This is a genomic window from Streptomyces sp. NBC_00554 (assembly GCF_041431135.1).
Lineage (GTDB): Bacteria > Actinomycetota > Actinomycetes > Streptomycetales > Streptomycetaceae > Streptomyces.
In genome coordinates, this window is the sequence record NZ_CP107799.1 from 8,532,739 (window position 1) to 8,550,327 (window position 17,589).

The 17,589-nt window shown below is 69.9% G+C and carries 13 protein-coding genes; 4 read left to right on the forward strand and 9 right to left on the reverse strand.

All coding sequences use genetic code 11. The features are described 5' to 3' along the window. Window positions 1-10: 10 nt before the first annotated feature. The 8 genes from OG266_RS37710 to OG266_RS37745 form a co-directional block, all read right to left on the reverse strand. Window positions 11-1,573 carry an APC family permease gene (locus OG266_RS37710; RefSeq protein WP_371551202.1) on the reverse strand — a complete coding sequence of 521 codons (1,563 nt, stop codon included), beginning with the start codon at window positions 1,571-1,573 and terminating at the stop codon, window positions 11-13. Between the two features lie 174 nt (window positions 1,574-1,747). Next, window positions 1,748-3,214: an aldehyde dehydrogenase family protein gene (locus tag OG266_RS37715; RefSeq protein ID WP_371551204.1), complete on the reverse strand. Its 1,467-nt coding sequence runs from the start codon at window positions 3,212-3,214 to the stop codon at window positions 1,748-1,750. Then, entirely contained in the window at window positions 3,207-4,337 is a 1,131-nt protein-coding gene (locus OG266_RS37720) for an aromatic ring-hydroxylating dioxygenase subunit alpha (RefSeq protein WP_329548826.1), read from the reverse strand. Before OG266_RS37720 ends, OG266_RS37715 begins: the two co-directional genes overlap by 8 nt. 11 nt (window positions 4,338-4,348) lie before the next feature. Next, window positions 4,349-5,503 (reverse strand): N-methyl-L-tryptophan oxidase, encoded by a 1,155-nt coding sequence (solA, locus tag OG266_RS37725; protein WP_371551207.1) that lies wholly within the window; start codon window positions 5,501-5,503, stop codon window positions 4,349-4,351. 52 nt (window positions 5,504-5,555) lie between these two features. Next, on the reverse strand, window positions 5,556-8,012 hold the full coding sequence (locus OG266_RS37730) for an FAD-dependent oxidoreductase (protein WP_371551209.1): 2,457 nt from the start codon (window positions 8,010-8,012) through the stop codon (window positions 5,556-5,558). Window positions 8,013-8,045: 33 nt separating this feature from the next. Beyond that, window positions 8,046-8,654 (reverse strand): MBL fold metallo-hydrolase, encoded by a 609-nt coding sequence (locus OG266_RS37735; protein WP_371551211.1) that lies wholly within the window; start codon window positions 8,652-8,654, stop codon window positions 8,046-8,048. Window positions 8,655-8,683: 29 nt separating this feature from the next. Further along, window positions 8,684-9,769 carry an S-(hydroxymethyl)mycothiol dehydrogenase gene (locus OG266_RS37740; RefSeq protein ID WP_266467891.1) on the reverse strand — a complete coding sequence of 362 codons (1,086 nt, stop codon included), beginning with the start codon at window positions 9,767-9,769 and terminating at the stop codon, window positions 8,684-8,686. A gap of 278 nt (window positions 9,770-10,047) precedes the next feature. Continuing rightward, entirely contained in the window at window positions 10,048-10,884 is an 837-nt protein-coding gene (locus OG266_RS37745; protein WP_266467893.1) for an IclR family transcriptional regulator, read from the reverse strand. Between the two features lie 241 nt (window positions 10,885-11,125). Here OG266_RS37745 and OG266_RS37750 point away from each other — a divergent pair, with 241 nt between their 5' ends. Together OG266_RS37750 and OG266_RS37755 are read left to right on the forward strand one after the other, a co-directional pair. Continuing rightward, window positions 11,126-11,446, forward strand: coding sequence for a bifunctional 3-phenylpropionate/cinnamic acid dioxygenase ferredoxin subunit (locus tag OG266_RS37750; RefSeq protein WP_266467895.1), 321 nt, complete (start codon window positions 11,126-11,128; stop codon window positions 11,444-11,446). A gap of 115 nt (window positions 11,447-11,561) precedes the next feature. Beyond that, the gene (locus tag OG266_RS37755) at window positions 11,562-12,836 is read left to right on the forward strand and encodes an NAD(P)/FAD-dependent oxidoreductase (protein ID WP_371551214.1); all 1,275 of its coding nucleotides are present in this window, start codon (window positions 11,562-11,564) and stop codon (window positions 12,834-12,836) included. Window positions 12,837-13,030: 194 nt separating this feature from the next. Here OG266_RS37755 and OG266_RS37760 read toward each other — a convergent pair whose 3' ends face one another. Continuing rightward, complete coding sequence (locus OG266_RS37760; protein ID WP_371551216.1) at window positions 13,031-13,699, reverse strand: hypothetical protein; 669 nt, start codon at window positions 13,697-13,699, stop codon at window positions 13,031-13,033. Between the two features lie 422 nt (window positions 13,700-14,121). Here OG266_RS37760 and OG266_RS37765 point away from each other — a divergent pair, with 422 nt between their 5' ends. Continuing rightward, the gene (locus OG266_RS37765; protein ID WP_371551218.1) at window positions 14,122-17,142 is read left to right on the forward strand and encodes a nitrate- and nitrite sensing domain-containing protein; all 3,021 of its coding nucleotides are present in this window, start codon (window positions 14,122-14,124) and stop codon (window positions 17,140-17,142) included. Then, a complete protein-coding gene (locus OG266_RS37770) occupies window positions 17,139-17,579 on the forward strand; it encodes a roadblock/LC7 domain-containing protein (protein WP_266467908.1) in 441 nt (146 codons plus the stop codon). The genes OG266_RS37765 and OG266_RS37770 overlap by 4 nt, the downstream gene beginning before the upstream one ends. Window positions 17,580-17,589: the final 10 nt, after the last annotated feature.

Consider the following 17,589-nt stretch of genomic DNA (forward strand, 5'->3'; position numbering starts at 1 on the left):
CAGGGGGCGCCTACTCGGTTGCCGAAGCGTCCTCGGGCGGTGCCGACGCGGGCTGCGCCAGCTGGTGCTCGGTGAGCACCCCGGTCCGGTGCCGCTGCACGAACCAGTAGTAGGCGAAGCCGCCTCCCATCACGATGCCGACGAAGAGGAGGGCGCCCCATTTCAGATACCAGTGGAAGGGGGCGGTCGCGTTGTAGACCGCGGCGCGCGGCCAGAGCAGGTTGATCGTCATGGCCGTGCCCCACAGCACCGCGAGGATGTTGACGGGCAGTCCCCAGCGGCCGAGCGAGAACTTGCCGTCGCCCGCGGGCTGCCACTGGCCACGCAGCCTGGCGACCAGCATGGGCACGGTGACCCCCAGGTACGCGAGGTAGATCATGATGATGCCGATGCTGGTGACCACGGTGAAGATCTGCGGCTGGCGGATGTTGACCACCAGGATCGCCAGCGCCAGTATGCCGATGATGACCGCGGGCAGCACCGGGGTCTGGAACCGCGGGTTGACCTTGGCCAGCTTGGACGCGGCAGGCAGGTTGTTGTCGCGGGCCATCGCGAAGGCCAGCCGGATCGCCGCCGTGTGCACGGCCAGGGCACACACCGTGACCGCGATGAACACGCACCACAGCATGGCCTTGCCCGCGTCCTCACCGAGCACGTCCAGGACGATGTACTGCAGGCCGTCCGTGGACAGCTGCTCGCCCTTCAGGTTCGAGACGCTCATCAGGGCGAACAGCAGGACGAGTCCGCCGAGCACGAACGAGGCGATGATGGCGCGGAGGATGGCGCGCGGCGCGTTGCGCGAGGGGTCGACGGACTCCTCACCGAGCGACGCGGCCGTGTCGAAGCCGTACATCACGTACGCGGACGCCAGCGACGCGATCAGGAACGCGCCGAAGTAGCCGCCGGGCACGCCCTCTCCCGTGCCGTTCGTCTCCATGACGACCTGCGGACCGCGAGTGATGTGCACCGCGAACAGAATGATCAGTACGACGGTCGCGATCAGCTCGATGAAGACGCCCGCCGTGTTGATTCTGGCCATCAGCTTCACGCCGAGGGCATTCACCAGGGTGGTGAAGACGATGAGTACGGAGGCCAGCAGCACGGCGTTGGTGGCGACGTCGTACTTGCCCGTGCCATCGCCCACGAACTGGAACACGGAAGAGATCTGAGGAAGCGTCAGCTGATAGGCAAGGGCCACGGCGGCGATCGACACGATCGAGGCGAGCAGCATCGTCCAGCCCGCCAGCCAGCCGATATGCGGGTTTCCCACCTTCTTCGACCAGTTGTAGACGGAGCCGGCCACGGGGTAGCGGGCGGCGAGTTCGGCGAAGCACAGCGCGACCATGAACTGGCCGATGAAGACCATCGGCCAGGACCACCAGTAGGCGGGTCCGCCGGTGCCGTAGCCGAAGTAGAAGAGTTGGAAGGTGCCGGTGAGGATGGAGATGTAGCTGATGCCTGCGGCGAAGGTGTGGAAGTTGCCGAGGGTGCGCTTGAGTTCGGGTTTGTACCCGAACTCGGCCAGTTCCGAGTCGTCCTCGTGTTGCTCGGGTGGCTGAGCCGTGGTGGTCATGAGCGGCCTCCTGAAAGAGGTGAGTTCTCCCGGGCGGGAGGGGGAGTGCGGCTCGTGCGGGGTCGTAGGTGTGTGCGGGTGCTGGATCATAGGGCTGATCCGCGGCTGCTGTGTCCTGCTGCGGATCAGCTGCTTGCCGGAGTTGATGGATCCGAAAGGGCGGAACCGGTCGAATCAGTCGAACCAGCCCTGCGGGCTCGGATTCGTCGTACGCCAGATGTGCTTCGTCTCGCGGTACTCGGCGAGACCGGCAGGTCCGAGCTCCCGCCCGAACCCGGACTGCTTGTAACCGCCCCACTCGGCCTGCGGGACGTACGGGTGGTAGTCGTTGATCCACACGGTGCCGATGCGCAGCGCGGAGGCGACCCGCTGGGCCTTCGCCTCGTCGGAGGTGAAGATCCCGCCCGCGAGACCGTAGATCGTGGCGTTGGCCAGCCGTACCGCCTCCGCCTCGTCCCCGAACCGCTCCACGGTGAGTACGGGCCCGAACGACTCCTCCTGGACGACGGACATCCCGCCGGAGCACTCGTCGAGCACGGTCGGCAGATAGTAGAAGCCCTCCGGGTGCGGAGGATCGGCAGGACGCGTCCCGCCGCAGCGCAGTACCGCGCCCTCCTCAAGGCCCTTGGCCACGTACGCCTCGATCTTCGCCCGGTGCGCCGCCGAGATCAGCGGCCCGGTCTGTGCCCGCTCGTCGAACGGCCCGCCCAGCCTGATGAGTTGGGCCCGGCGTACGACCTCGTCCACGAACCGGTCGTGCAGCGAGTCCTCGACCAGGAGCCGTGCACCGGCCGAGCACACCTGCCCGGAGTGCAGGAAGACGGCGGTCAGCGCCATGTCGACGGCCGTGTCGAAGTCGGCGTCCGCGAAGACGATGTTCGGGTTCTTGCCGCCGAGTTCGAGGGCGACCTTCTTCACCGTCCCGGCCGCCGCGGCCATGAGCCTGCGGCCGGTCTGCAGACCGCCGGTGAAGGACACCAGGTCCACGTCCGGATGCTCGCCGAGCGGTGCCCCGGCCTCGGGCCCCGCGCCGAGGATCAGATTGCCCGCGCCGGCAGGCAGCCCGGCCTCCTCCAGGAGACGCATCAGATGGATCGCGGTGTGCGGGGTCAGCTCGCTCGGCTTGAGGACGAAGGTGTTGCCCGCCGCGATCGCCGGGGCGACCTTCCAGGCCGTCTGGAGCAGCGGATAGTTCCAGGGCGTGATCAGCGCGCAGACACCGACCGGTTCGTATACGACCCGGCTGTCGACGCCCGCCGAACCCGTCTCCACGACCCGGCCGGACTCGCTCGCCACGAGCCGCCCGAAGTAGCGGAAGCAGTTCACGATGTCGTCGATGTCGTACTCGCTCTCCACCAGGCGTTTGCCGGTGTCGAGGGATTCCGCGCGGGCGAGCACGTCCTTGTCGCGTACGAGGAGATCGGCGACCCGCAGCAGCAGGTCGCCGCGCTCGTTCGCCGGCGTCCGCGGCCAGGGGCCCTCGTCGAAGGCGCGGCGCGCGGCCGCGATCGCGTCGGCCGTGTCCTGGCCGCCCGCCTCGTCCACCTCGGCGACGAGCGAGCCGTCCGCCGGGCAGCGGATCTCGCGGGTCCGTTTCTCCCGGGCACTCGTCCAGGCGCCGTCGATATAGAGATCAGCCATCCATGCCTCCCAGCATGCCTATGAGCCACTCGTGGAAGATCCCGATGTGGTGCTCGGTGGGCACCAGGACCCCGCCCCGCCGGTAGGCGCGGGACGCCATCGCGGGCTGCGTACGTTCGCAGGCCTCGAAGTCCTGAGCGTTGACTCGATGGAAGAGTTCCACGGACTTCGACACATCGGCGCCCGACGCGACGACCTCGGGTGCGTAGAGCCAGTCGCACTCCACGACCGTGCGGTCCTCGGCGAGGGGGAACATGCGGTGCAGGATGACATGGTCCGGGACAAGGTTGATGAATACGGTCGGTTTGACAGTTATCGCATAGTAACGACGGTCCTGGTCCTCTGCGACTGCGGGCAGCTTCGCGAATCCCTCGCTGCCGTCGACCGTGAAACCCTTGATCTCCTCGCCGAACTCGGCGCCGTGGCCGACGTAGTACTGGGCGGCGTAACCCTCCGCGAACTCTGGGAGTACGTCGGTGAGCTCGGGGTGGATCGTCGCGCAGTGGTAGCACTCCATGAAGTTCTCGACGATCAGCTTCCAGTTCGCCTTCACGTCATAGGTGATGCGTTTTCCGAGGGCGAGGTTCTCGGTGCCGTAGTGCTCGATGGCCGCCGCGTTGCCGAGCCGCTCCACGGCCGCGCCCATCACGGTCTCCTCGAAGGAGGCCGGCTCGTCGGCCAGGCACACCCAGGCGTAGCCGAGCCACTCCCGCAGGGCGACCTTGACCAGGCCGTATTCGGTGCGGTCGACGTCCGGCATCTTGATCAGGTTGGGCGCGGCGACCAGCTTGCCGTCGAGGTCGTACGTCCAGGCGTGGTACGGGCACTGGAGGTTTCGGCGCACCTCGCCGGACTCCTCCGTGCAGAGCCGGGCCCCGCGGTGACGGCAGATGTTGAGGAACGCGCGCAGCTCACCGGTGCGCGAGCGGGTGATCAGGACGCTCTCGCGGCCGACCTGGACCGTGCGGAAGGCGCCGGGCTTGTCGAGATCGGCCGAGCGGACGGCACAGAACCACATCGACTCGAAGAGCCGTTCCTGCTCCTGCCGGAAGATCTCCGGGTCGGTGTAGTAGTGCCCGGGGAGGGTGGCGATCAGGCTGGGGGAGATGGGGGTCGTCGTCACGTGCGTACTCCTCAGGCGGGCGCGGCGGCGAGGCGGTGGGGGTCGAATAGGCCGATCGGGTGCTCGGTGCTGCCCTGCAGGGCCAGGTCGGCGAGGATCTCGCCGACGACCGGCACGAACTTGAAGCCGTGCCCGGAGAACCCGCAGGCCACGGTGACGGACTCCGGGTGCGCGGGGTGCCGCGCGATGACGAAGTGCTCGTCGGGTGTGTTGGAATACATGCAGGTGGCGGCCTTGAGGAAGGTGCCGGGCAGGTCGGGGATGCAGCGGGCCATATGGTCCGCCATGGCCTGGATCTCGTCCTCGTGCACGGTCCGGTCGATGTTCTCCGGGGTGCACTCGACGCCCTTGCGGAAGAACGCGACCTTGGCGCCGAGATCCGGTCCGTCGATGGACGGGAAGCCGTAGACCTGGACTCCGGCCGCGTCCTCCCATATGTAGATGGGGTGGTTCTCGGGGAGGAACGGCCGGACCCCGGCCTTCGGCTGGAACCAGTACATGACCTGCCGCTCGATGGAGAACGGCACCCCCAGATCGGTGAGCAGCTGCGGCGCCCACGCCCCCGGGCAGATCACCAACTGGCCAGCCGTGTACGTGTTCTCGGCCGTGTGGACGCGTACGCCGTCCTTGTACGGCTCCCAGCGCGTCATCGGCTCCTCGAAGTGCAGGTCGGCGCCCTGGCGGGTGGCGAGCTGGAGGTGCGCGGCGACGGTGTTCTCGGGGCGGATCAGGCCCGCCTTCTTCTCGAAGAGCGCGACCTCGTCGTCGTTCGGGTTGAGCGTCGGGAAGCGGCGGCGGATCTCGGCCGCGTCCAGGATCTCGTGCGGCAGGTCCCACTGCGTGGCGGAGCGCAGCGAGCCGGAGACGGTCAGCGAGTCGGGGGGACCGATCATCACGCCGCCGCAGAGCGTTGCGATGTCCCGCCCGGTGGCCCGCTCGACCTCGTCGTACAGCTCGTACGCGCGGAGCAGCAGGGGTACGTACGCCGGGTCCTCGAAGTAGGACTGGCGTGTGATCCGCGAACCGCCGTGACTGGAGCCGCGGTTGTGGACCGGCCCGAACTTCTCCAGGCCGAGCACGCGGGCGCCGCGCGCGGAGAGGTGGTGGGCGGCGGCGCTGCCCATACCGCCGAGACCGATCACGATCACGTCGTAAGTCGGGGACACGGAAAGCCTCCTGAGGGTGTGTCAGCGGCAGACTGTGGCTGCGGCAGCTGTGTCAGCGGCGGATGCGGGTCATCTTCGGGTCGAAGAGCGGCTCGTCGGCGACGGTCGCGGCGACCTTCTCGCCGAAGTACTCGATGTGCACACCCGTGCCGCTCGCGAGCGCAGGCAGCCAGGCGTACGCGACGCAGCGGCCCAGCGTGTAGCCGTACGAGGCGCTGGTCACGTAGCCGGCCGGGGCGCCGTCGACGAACACGGGCTCCTTGCCGAGGACCACGGAGGCCGGGTCGTCGAGGAGGAGGGGGGTGAGCCTGCGCTCCGGCTCCGCTGTGGCCAGACCCTGCAGTGCCTCCTGGCCGACGAACCCGTCCTTGTCCATGCGGACGGCGAAACCGACGCCCGCCTCGTACGGGTTGTGCTCGTCCGTCATGTCGACGCCCCAGGCGCGGTAACCCTTCTCCAGGCGAAGGGAGTTGAAGGCGGAGCGCCCGGCCGCGATCACGCCGTGTTCCTCTCCCGCCTCCCACAACGTGTCCCAGAGCCGGAGTCCGAGGTCGGCGCTTGTGTACAACTCCCAGCCCAGTTCGCCGACATAGGACAGGCGCATCGCCGTCACCGGGACGTGCCCGAGGTAGGTCTCCTTCGCGCGGAAGTAGCCGAAGCCCTCGTGGGAGAAGTCGTCGCGGGTCAGCGGCTGGACGAGGTCGCGGGCGAGCGGGCCCCAGACGCCGATGCAGCAGGTGCCGGAGGTGATGTCCTTCAAGTGCACGTCTTCGGGGGCGTGCCTGAGGAGCCAGTCCAGGTCGGTGGGGGAGTTGGCGCCCACCTGGAAGCGGTCGGGGGCGAGGCGCGCGACCGTGAGGTCGGAGCGTACGCCGCCGGTCTCGTCCAGGAGCAAGGTGTAGGTGACCGCGCCGGGCTTCTTGCGGAGGTTGTTGGTGGTCATGCGCTGGAGGAAGCCGAGGGCACCGGGGCCGGTGACCTCGAGGCGGCGCAGCGGGGTCATGTCGTACAGCGCGACCTTCTCGCGGGTCGCCTTCGCCTCGGCGGCCGCGATGGGCGACCAGTAGCGGGCCGACCAGGCGTCGCGCTCGGGCAGGGGGTCGAGCGCGTCGACGAGCGGGGCGTTCGCCTCGTACCAGTGCGGGCGCTCCCAGCCGCCGCCCTCCAGGAAGTGCGCGCCGAGTTCCTGCTGCCGGGCGTAGAAGGGGCTGACGCGCAGCGGACGGGGCTGCTCCATCGGCTGGAGGGGGTGCAGGACGTCGTACACCTCGACGAACTGCTGTGAACCGCGTTCACGGATGTACGACGGTGAACGCTGCGCTTCCTCGAAACGCGTGAGGTCGCATTCGTGCAGGTCGATGGAGGCGCGGCCGTCGACCATCCACTCGGCGACCGCCTTGGCGACGCCCGCGGAGTGGGTGACCCATACGGCCTCGGCCAGCCAGAAGCCGCGCAGTTTCCGCGACTCCCCGAGGACGGGCATGCCGTCGGGAGTGAAGGAGAAGACGCCGTTGAATCCCTCCTCGATCTCCGTCTCGCGCAGGGCCGGCATCAGATCGCGGCAGTCGTCCCAGCTCGGCGCCCAGTCCTCCTCGGTGAAGGGGAAGGAGGACGGCATCTCCATGTCGTTCGCGCGCGCCTCGTCGTACGGGAGGATCGCGAACGGGTCGACGGGGAGCGGCTTGTGGGCGTAACTGCCGATGCCGATGCGGTCGTGGTGCTCGCGGAAGTAGAGGTCGCGGTCCTGGAAGCGGAGGATGGGCTTCGAGGCTTCCGTCTCCGCTCCGGCCAGCTCGGGGAGCTGCTTCGTCTTCGCGTACTGGTGTGCGAGCGGTTGCAGCGGGACCTCGACTCCGGCCATACGGCCGATGACCGGGCCCCAGAAACCGGCGGCGGAGACGACATGGTCGGCGGGGAAGGAGCCTCGGTCGGTGACGACGGCGGTGACCCGTCCGTCCTCCTGCTCGATGCCGGTGACCGTGTGGCGGTCCAGGAAGCGGGCGCCCTTTTCGACGGCGCGTGCCATCTGGGCGCGGGACGCGAGGACGGCGCGGGCCAGGCCGTCGTCGGGCGTGTGGAAGCCGCCGAGGACGGTCGACTCGTCGATGAGCGGCCAGAGTTCCTTGCAGCGGGCCGCGCTGACGATCTCGCCGCGCACGCCCCAGGAGGCGGCGTAACCGGCCTTGCGGTGCAGATCGGCCAGGCGCTCCGGCGTGGTCGCGAGCTCCAGGCCGCCGACCTGGTTGAAGCAGGAAACCCCGTCCACCTGGAGGGAGTTGAACTTCTCGACCGTGTAGCGGGCGAACGCTGTGAGCGTCTTGGACGGGCTCGTCTGGAACACCAGTCCTGGCGCGTGCGAGGTGGAGCCGCCCGGGGCGGGCAGCGGCCCCTGTTCGAGAACGGTGACGTCGGTCCAGCCGCGGGAGGTCAGCTCGTCGGCGAGCGAACAGCCGACGATGCCGGCGCCCACGATGACCACGCGGGGATGGGTTTCGGGTGTGCTGGACATGCCCCTCCTTGCCGGGGTGGGGAGCGAACGCGCTCAGGGCCTGGGGACGTTGGGCCGCTCGGCGGCGACGGTGGTGTCCTCGCCGTGTCCGGTGCGGACGACCGTGTTGCCGGGGAGGGTGAGCAGCCGGTTGCGGATGGAGGCCTCGATGGTGGGCCGGTCGGAGTAGGAGCGGCCGGTCGCGCCGGGGCCGCCGTGGAAGAGGGTGTCCCCGGTGAAGACCGTGTCCAGGAACGGAACGTAGAGCGAGCAACTGCCCCAGGTGTGGCCCGGGTTGTGGATCACCTGGAGTTCGATGCCGGCGACGGTGATGCGTTGGCCGTCGGTCAGCTCGCCGTCCGGCTTGCGGTCGGGATGCGTGGCGGCCCACAGTTCATGGTCCGCGGGATGCAACAGGACGGGTGCACCGGTGAGTTCGGCGAGTTCGACGGCCGCGTCGATGTGGTCGTCGTGCGCGTGGGTGCAGACGATCGCGGCCACCGCACGGCCCGCGACGGCCTGGTGGATCGTACGGGCGTCATGGGCGGCGTCGACGATCAGCACCTCTTCGTCGTCGCCGAGCAGCCAGACGTTGTTGTCGACGTCGAAGGTGTCACCGTCGAGGTTGAACGTGCCGGAGGTGACGACGCGTTGGACTCGCACGCGGTGGCTCTGTCGAGTGCTGTGCGTGGTCACAGGACCACCACCGAACGCAGTACCTCGCCCCGGTGCATCTTCGCGAACGCCTCCTCGACCTGATCGAGCGAGATGGTCTCGCTGACGAAGGCGTTGAGGTCCAGCAGACCGTAGAGGTACTGGTCGATGAGGAACGGGAAGTCGCGGCTCGGCAGACAGTCGCCGTACCAGGAGGACTTCAGGGCGCCGCCGCGCGAGAACAGGTCGATCAGCGGGATCTCGATCTTCATCTCGGGGTCGGGGACGCCGACCTGGACGAGCACACCGGCGTGGTCGCGCATGTAGAAGGCCTGCTTGTACGTCTCCGGCCGGCCCACCGCGTCGATCGCGATGTCGACCCCGAAGCCGTCGGTGAGTGCCCGTACCGCCTCGACGGGATCCGTGCCGCGGGAGTTGACCGTGTGCGTCGCGCCGAACTTCTCCGCCGCGTCCAGTTTCTTGTCGTCGATGTCGACGGCGATGACCTTCATGGCGCCGTTGAGGCAGGCGCCCGCGATGGCCGCGTTGCCGACACCGCCGCAGCCGATGACGGCGACCGTGTCACCGCGGCCCACGTTGCCGGTGTTGACGGCGGCGCCGTATCCGGCCATCACCCCGCAGCCGATGAGGCCCGCGGCCTCGGGACGGGCCGCCGGGTCGATCTTCACCGCCTGTCCGGCCGCGACCAGTGTCTTCTCGGCGAAGGCGCCGATGCCGAGGGCGTTGCTGAGCGGGGTGCCGTCGAGGAGCGTCATCGGCTGGGTGGCGTTGCGGGAGTCGAAGCAGTACCAGGGGCGGCCGCGGCGACAGGAGCGACAGCTTCCGCAGGGGGCCCGCCAGGCGAGGACGACGTAGTCGCCGGGCACCAGATCGGTGACCCCGTCGCCGACCGCTTCGATCGTGCCGGCCGCCTCATGGCCGAGGAGGAAGGGGAAGTCGTCGGTGATCGCGCCCTCCCGGTAGTGCAGATCCGTGTGGCAGACCCCGCAGGCCTGTACGGCGACGAGCACCTCGCCGGGCCCGGGATCGGGAACGACGATCGTCCGCACCTCGACGGGTGCGCCCTTCTTGACAGCGACTACGGCACGGACCTCGTGTGGCACGACAAGCTCCTCTGCTGTTGCGCAATGCACGATGGGTTGCGCGATGAGGAACATATTGAGAATGCCGACAGGGGGTCGTCAAGAGGTGGGGGTTAACCCTTGGCAAAAGGAACGGGCGGGACGAAACGTGCCCGACACACAGAGGCGCGGGGCCAGGAGATTCCTGGCCCCGCGCCATGTGTCCATGCGATGCGGTGTCCCGGGGTTGCGCCGTGCCGGGTGGGTTTTCCGGCCGCGCTACGTGCCCGCTGTCCGCTCTGTGTCCGCTACGGCTTCCGTCAGAAGCCGTAGCCCATCCGGCGCGAGAGTTCGGCCGCGGCGGCGACCGTGCGCTTGGCGAGATCCGGCAGACGGTCGGAGTCCAGCCGGTACACCGGCCCCGAGGTGCTGATCGCGCCGATGACCTTGCCGTCGTGGGCGCGCACCGGGGCGGCGACCGCCGCAAGTCCCAGCTCCAGCTCCTCGAGCGCGAACGCGTAGCCCTGCTCGACGACCGCTTCCAGTTCGGAGCGGAGCGCGGCCGTGCCGGTGATGGTGCGCTCGGTGAACCGCGGCAGCGGGCGGGCGAGCAGGCCCTCGCGCAGCGTGGGCGGGAGATGCGCGAGGAGGACCTTTCCGCTGGAGGTGGCGTGCAGCGGTGTCCGTCTGCCCAGCCAGTTCTGCGCGGTGACGGAGGCGGCGCCGCGGGCCTGCATGATGTTGACCGCCGCGTCGTCGTCGAGGACCGCGATGTTGACGGTCTCGCCCAGCTCGTCGGCCAGTTCGCGGCAGACCGGAACGCCCTCCTGGGAGATGTCCAGACGTACTGCCGCCGCCCCCGCCAGGCGCAGTACGGCCGCTCCCAGGTAGTACTTCCCGCGGTCCTTGGCCTGTGCCACCAGACCGCGGTTCTCCAGGACGCCGAGCAGCCGGAACGCGGTGGACTTGTGCACCTCCAGCTCGTCGGCGATCTCGGTGACACCCGCCTCGCCGAGCCGGGCGAGGATTTCCAGCACGCTCACGGCGCGGTCCACCGACTGGACTGCACTGCCGGCGCCCCTGCCCTGCTTCTCCGGCGTCGCCCTGTTGGCCTCGGTCTCCTCGTTCCCCTCAGCCTGCTTCTGAGTGCGGGTCATAGCTCAACTCTCACCACCTGGCGGCCCTGTTTGGGCCGCATCTGCGGGAAGCCCTTGACGTGACGGGACCCCCGCGCGGATTCTGTTGCGCATAGCGCTCCCTCATGCGCCATACGAAACATCATGTTACCGAAGCGTCCGGAACCGGAAAGGGCTCGAAGGCGAGCCCGTCCCGCTCGTTCCCGGACGACCTGGACCTTGAGAGGTCGCGGACGAAGCGTCCGGACCGAGAGGGGGGCCCATGATTCCCGTCTGCCGCCTTGAAGACCTCCCCGTGGGCGAATCCGTCCGTGTCGACACCACACCGCCCGTCGCCGTGTTCAACGCCGACGGCGAGCTGTACGCCATCGACGACACCTGCACCCACCAGGACGCCTCCCTCTCCGAGGGCTGGCTGGAGGGCTGTCTGGTCGAATGCCCGCTGCACGCCGCCTCATTCGATCTCCGTACGGGCCAACCGACGTGCCTCCCCGCACGCCGCCCCGTCCGCACCCACCGCGTCACCGTCGACGACGGCGTCATCCACGTCCACCCGGCCGCGGAGGAGGGCACCGCCGCATGACGTACGAGACCACCGCCGACCCTGAGCGGACTGCTCCCCGAGGAGCCCCCGTGGTTCGGCGTGCCGCTGGTGATGCCGGCGCCGCCCCTGTCGTACGGGCCGGGAGGCGCGCCTCATGAGGACCGTGACCGTCGTCGGTGCCTCCCTCTCCGGGGTGTACGCGGCCCGCGAACTGCGGACCCAGGGGTTCGACGGACGGCTGGTGATCGTCGGGGACGAGCCCCACCGACCCTACGACCGCCCGCCCCTGTCCAAGGACTTCCTCACCGGCCGCGCCGACGAGGACCAACTCGCCCTCACCGACGCCGAGGAGACCGCCGAACTCGACGCCGAGTGGCTCCTCGGCGTACGTGCCCGCGGCCTCGACGCCCGCGGCCGCACCGTCCTCCTCGACAACGGACGCACCGTCTCCACCGACGGCGTGGTCATCGCCACCGGCGCGGCGGCCCGCCGCCTCCCGGGTGACGACCTCGCCGGCGTCCACACTCTGCGCACCCTCGACGACGCCCGTGCCCTGCGCGAGGAACTCACCCGGGGCCCGCTCCGCGTCGTCGTCATCGGAGGCGGCTTCATCGGCGCGGAGACCGCCTCCTCGTGCGCCGCCCTCGGCCATGACGTCACGGTCGTCGAGGCCGCCCCGCTGCCCCTCGTCCCTCACCTCGGCCCCGACATGGCAGCCGTGTGCGCCGCGCTGCACCGCCGAGGCGGCGTCAGCCTTGTCACCGGCATCGGTGTCGCCGGCCTGCGGGGGAGCGGCACCGTGCGATCAAGCGGAGGCCGCACCGCGGCTTCGCACGATGGCCCCGCCGCCGGCCCGTCGGTCGCCGAGGACGTCGCGCCGCGGCGCACCGTCACCGGGGTGCGGCTCACCGACGGCCGGACCCTGCCCGCCGACGTGGTGATCGTGGGCATCGGCGCCACCCCCAACACCGGCTGGCTCGCGGGCTCGACGCTCGCCCTGCACGACGGCGTACTGTGCGACGACGGTTGCGTGACCGGACTTGCGCAGGTGGTCGCCGTCGGAGACGTCGCCCGCGTCGGAGGCGCCCGCACCGAACACTGGACCTCCGCCACCGAACAACCCCGGGTCGCCGTACGCAACTTGCTCGCCGGCCGCACCGTCGACACCGTGCGATCCCTGCCCTACTTCTGGTCCGACCAGTACGGCGCACGCATCCAGTTCGCGGGCCGACGACACGAGGCCGACACCGTCCGTATCGCCGAGGGCGCCATCGAGGACGGCGCACCCGCCGAGGGCGGCTTCCTCGCCCTCTACGAACGCGACGGCCGTACGACAGCCGTCCTCTCCGTCGACCGCCCGCGCCCGTTCATGCGAGCACGCCGTGAACTGGCCCGCAGCGCAGGCCCGGTGGAGTCGGCGGCACTGTGACGACCTGAGCGTTCAGAGAGCGTGCGGGCGGGCCGTGGGGCCGGTGGTCCGCGGAGTGGGCGTAGCGGGGTGGGGTCGTGCTCAGGCGCGACCCCGGTCGCCATGAGTCGGCAGTCGCCATGAGTCGCGAGTCGCTAGTCGCGATGAGTCGCGACTCATGGCACCTGGTCGCACCCGGTCGACCGTCATCGCACCTACGAATGCGACAACTGCCCCGCCCCGCCCTGTCGACGTATTCGCTCCTGAGTGCGCTCGGCCGTCCGTGCCTGCCGCCGCGCCCTGCGCCGTTCGCGCCGCAAGGCCCGCGCGGTGCTGCTCGGTACCGACACCACTCCGTTCCGCTGGTTCCACACCTGTCGCGTCACCCAGACGTCGAGGGCGGCCCAGGTGGCCACGACCGTGCTGGCCACACTGCTGAGAACCATGGGGAACGCCAGCCAGGATCCCGCGAGCGTGGACAGGAAGGCCACCATGGCCTGGATCAGCGTCACGGCGATGATGATCACCGCTCGCACAGCCGCCGTACGCACCGGATCGGGAAGTCGACGCCTGCGTGCGGGCTCCTCGACCCACAACGGCCGGTAGTACGCCCGCTCTTCGTACTCCTCCTCAGCCGCGAGGCCCCGGCCTTCCGCAAGGGCGGGGCCCTCCGCGATGCCGGGTCCGTCCGTGCGGCTGCGCCCGTCCACGGCAATGCCCTGCCCGTCGGCCTGGTCGTGACCGCCTGCCGCACCGTGCCGCTCGGCCGACCGGTCGTGCCCGTTCACCGGAATGTCGCGATCCGGTGCCTGCGTGGCCGGTTGTACCGCCTCGGGTACCGCAACGCTGGTCCCGGCCGCCCCGCTCCGCTCCGCCGTGCCCATCAACTTGTCACTCCCCACCGCCCAGCAGACCCTTCGCACCGGTGTCAGGTGACCCCGGCTCCCCAGTGGCTGCCCGGCTTGCGCTGAATTACGCCGCCTGGGTGTGGCATGCGGCGCCTGTGGCCGATTCCGCACCCATCTCCCGTACAGAAAGACGAACAACGCGCCCTGAAGATTCCCAAGGAGCGAAGAATTCCGGCCAACTGACGGAGTTCACCTCTCCGATGTAATCCCGCCCAACGGGCGGATTCGGGGAGGCAATCTCACCCAATGAACGGACAACTCCCCATGTTTTGTTCCCCATATGAGGCGTGTGCTCCCGGACGGGTCTTCGAGTTACTTGAGCGTCGGTAGTAGGCTCACGCCGTTTGTTGACGCACATGTGTACCCCCGGGTCGGAGGGGGTCGAGCTGGGGGAGGCCATGCGCTTTCGCGGGAAGTCCATCCGCAGGAAGATCGTGGCGCTGCTCCTGGTGCCGCTGGTGTCCTTGACCGCGATCTGGGCGTTCGCCACGGTGCTCACCGGGCGCGAGGCCAACGACCTGTTCAACGTGTCGGACGTCGTGGAGAAGATCGGCTATCCCACCGAGGACGCCGTCCGAGTCCTCCAGCAGGAACGCCGCCAGACTCTCGTCTATCTGGCCGACCCGCGCGCCTCCGACGCCCTCGCGGCGCTCAAGCGGAGCCGGACCGCCACTGACGACGCCGTGGCGAAGGTCCGAAAGAACGCCAAGGACGAGCAGGTCCGCGGGAGCATGGGTGAGCGCACCTCCGAGCGCCTCACCACCATCCTGGACGCCTTCGACGGAATCGACTCGCTGCGCCAGAGCGTCGAGGACGGCACCGTCAACCGCGCGCAGGCCCTCGACCTCTACAACCGTCTGGTCGACCCCTGCTACGTCCTGATGACCAACATCCACCTGCTCAACAACGTGGAGATGGACAAGCAGGGCCGCGCACTGGTCAACCTCGCCCGGGCCCGTGAGCTCGTCTCCCGCGAGGACGCCCTCCTGGGCTCCGCGCTCGTCGCGGGCCGCATCACGCAGGACGAGATCCGCGATGTCTCCGACCTCATGGCACAGCGCTCCCTGATGTACGAGATGAGCCTGCCGCTGTTGCCCTCCTCGGAGCGCGAACGGTACGAGCGCTACTGGAAGAACGCCGACACGGCGCCCCTGCGGGTGGCCGAGCAGGCCGTCGTCACCTCCTCGGCAGGCTCGCCCCGCGGTGTCACCGCGAAGAGCTGGGACACCGCGGCCGGACGGGTCGTCGACGAGCTCGGCACGCTCAACGACCGAGCGGCCGACCGCTACCAGGACCGGGTCCGGCCGGTGGCCGTGGGAGTCATCCTCAAGGCGGTCATCGCCGGCGTCCTCGGCCTCATCGCCCTGCTGATCTCGCTCTTCATGTCCGTACGCATCGGCCGGAGCCTCATCCGCGACCTGCGCCGACTGCGCCTGGATGCCCACGAGGCGTCCGGCGTCCGGCTGCCCAGCGTCATGCGCCGCCTGTCCGCGGGCGAGCAGGTCGACGTCGAGACCGAAGTGCCGCGCCTGGAGTACGACAAGAACGAGATCGGTGAGGTGGGCCAGGCCCTCAACACCCTTCAGCGCGCCGCCGTCGAGGCCGCCGTCAAGCAGTCCGAACTCCGCGATGGCGTCTCCGAGGTCTTCGTCAACCTCGCCCGCCGCAGCCAGGTCCTGCTCCACAAGCAGCTCACCCTGCTCGACACCATGGAGCGCAGGACCGACGACACCGACGAGCTCGCCGACCTGTTCCGCCTCGACCACCTGACCACCCGCATGCGCCGCCACGCCGAGGGCCTGGTGATCCTCTCGGGCGCCGCCCCGTCCCGGCAGTGGCGCAAGCCGGTCCAGCTCATGGACATCGTCCGCGCCGCCGTCGCCGAGGTCGAGGACTACGAGCGCATCGAGGTACGCCGGCTTCCGCGCGTCGCCGCCACCGGGCCCGCCGTCGCCGACCTGACCCATCTCGTCGCCGAACTCCTCGAGAACGCCACGGTGTTCTCGCCCCCGCACACGGCCGTGCAGGTTCTCGGCGAGCGCGTCGCCAACGGCTTCACCCTGGAGATCCACGACCGCGGCCTGGGTATGGCGGCCGAGGCGCTCCTCGACGCCAACCTGAGGCTCGCCGAAACCCCCGAGTTCGAGCTGTCCGACACCGACCGGCTCGGCCTCTTCGTGGTCAGCAGGCTCGCACAGCGGCAGAACGTCCGCGTCTCCCTCCAGCCCTCCCCGTACGGCGGTACCACCGCGGTCGTCTTCATTCCCGACGCGCTGCTCACGGACGACGTGCCGGACACGAACGGCATCGGGTTCCGTCTCGACCGCGCGCTGCCCACAAAGGAGGGCGAGGTCGAAGCGGAGCGGAAGGCCGCGCTCTCCCAGGTCCCGGTCCACCTTCCCGGCCTGCCCGCCTCGATCCTCGACGGGCCCGTCGAACTGGAAGCTCCGGTCGACCTGGACACCCTCAGCGGCTTCCCCGGCGCACTCGGCGACGACGACAGCGAACGCGGCGGTCTGTTCCGGCCGCGCCGCTCCATCGCGGGTGTCCCGGGTGAACAGCACCAGCAGGCCCGCGACAGCCGGGGCGAGCCCGCCCGATCCGGCGACGACGGCCAGCCGGACGCTCCCGTCCCGCTGCCCCGGCGCAGGGCACCCAAGCTCGTCAGCTCGCACGGTCGTCCCGTGACCCAGACGCGGTCCCGCCGCGACGGGGCGGGCGAGGAGCCGGCGGAGGACTTCGAGCCGGGCCGTGGTCCGGAGCAGGCGGAGAGCCCGGAGACGGGGGAACAAAGAGACATGGCGGAGCCCGACGGTACGGAGCCGCTCGCGGCCCGGCGCGTCGATCGCGCGGAGACTCCGGCGCTGCGCGGGAGCGAGCGCGCCGAGACGCCGGCACGACGCGCCGGCGAGAGCGCTGAGAGCCCGTTGCGGCACGGGGTCGAGCGCTCTGATTCCACAGGTCCCGGAAGGGTCCCCGGACCGCGCGAGGTTTCTGGCCTACGGCCGGCACCCGGGCTTCGAGAGACCACCGAGCTTCGGCACACCGCCGGGAGCCGAGAGGCCCCCGCTCTTCCGCAACGCAGCCGTCGCACCACCCCGTCGCCCGGCGCGGACGAGACCATCCCGCGTTCCGACGGCGCGACGGCAGGGGCGGAACCGGGCGCGGGCCCGCTGCCCCGCCGCGTCAGACAGGCCAATCTGGCCCCGCAGTTGAAGGACGGCCCCGAGCGGCGCACCGAGCGGGACAAGGCCCGCACCGGCAGCGGAGCGGACCCCGCCGAACGTGACGCCGACGAGGTACGCAACCGGATGGCCTCGCTCCAGCGCGGCTGGCAGCGAGGCCGCGAGGAGAACGCCGCGGGCGACGAGCCCCACGACGGCACAGCACCACGAAAGACAAAGGGGGACGGTCGATGACCGCACCGAAGTCCACAGGGCCCACCACGACCAGCACGGCGTCGGGGGAGCTGAACTGGCTTCTCGACGACCTGGTTGACCGTGTCGCCAGCATCCGCCAGGCGATCGTGCTCTCCGGTGACGGCCTTCCCACGGGTGTCTCCAAGGACCTGACCCGGGAGGACAGCGAGCACCTGGCCGCCGTCGCCTCGGGCTTCCACAGCCTCGCCAAAGGCGTCGGCCGCCACTTCGAGGTGGGCAGCGTCCGCCAGACGGTCGTCGAGCTGGACGAGGCCTTCCTGTTCGTCACGGCTGCGGGCGACGGCAGCTGCCTGGCCGTTCTGTCGGACGCCGAATCGGATGTCGGCCAGGTCGCGTACGAAATGACGCTCCTGGTCAAGCGGGTCGGCGTACATCTGGCCGCCGCTCCGCGCACCGATCCGCCCGCAGGCGGGTAGTGGGATGACA

Bases quoted from the DNA above. Each gene is read 5' to 3' on its own strand.
- OG266_RS37710 (WP_371551202.1), bottom strand. From the start codon at position 1,573: ATGACCACCACGGCTCAGCCACCCGAGCAACACGAGGACGACTCGGAA.
- OG266_RS37715 (WP_371551204.1), bottom strand. From the start codon at position 3,214: ATGGCTGATCTCTATATCGACGGCGCCTGGACGAGTGCCCGGGAGAAA.
- OG266_RS37730 (WP_371551209.1), bottom strand. From the start codon at position 8,012: ATGTCCAGCACACCCGAAACCCATCCCCGCGTGGTCATCGTGGGCGCC.
- OG266_RS37745 (WP_266467893.1), bottom strand. From the start codon at position 10,884: ATGACCCGCACTCAGAAGCAGGCTGAGGGGAACGAGGAGACCGAGGCC.
- OG266_RS37750 (WP_266467895.1), top strand. From the start codon at position 11,126: ATGATTCCCGTCTGCCGCCTTGAAGACCTCCCCGTGGGCGAATCCGTC.
- OG266_RS37755 (WP_371551214.1), top strand. From the start codon at position 11,562: ATGAGGACCGTGACCGTCGTCGGTGCCTCCCTCTCCGGGGTGTACGCG.
- OG266_RS37760 (WP_371551216.1), bottom strand. From the start codon at position 13,699: ATGGGCACGGCGGAGCGGAGCGGGGCGGCCGGGACCAGCGTTGCGGTA.
- OG266_RS37765 (WP_371551218.1), top strand. From the start codon at position 14,122: ATGCGCTTTCGCGGGAAGTCCATCCGCAGGAAGATCGTGGCGCTGCTC.
- OG266_RS37770 (WP_266467908.1), top strand. From the start codon at position 17,139: ATGACCGCACCGAAGTCCACAGGGCCCACCACGACCAGCACGGCGTCG.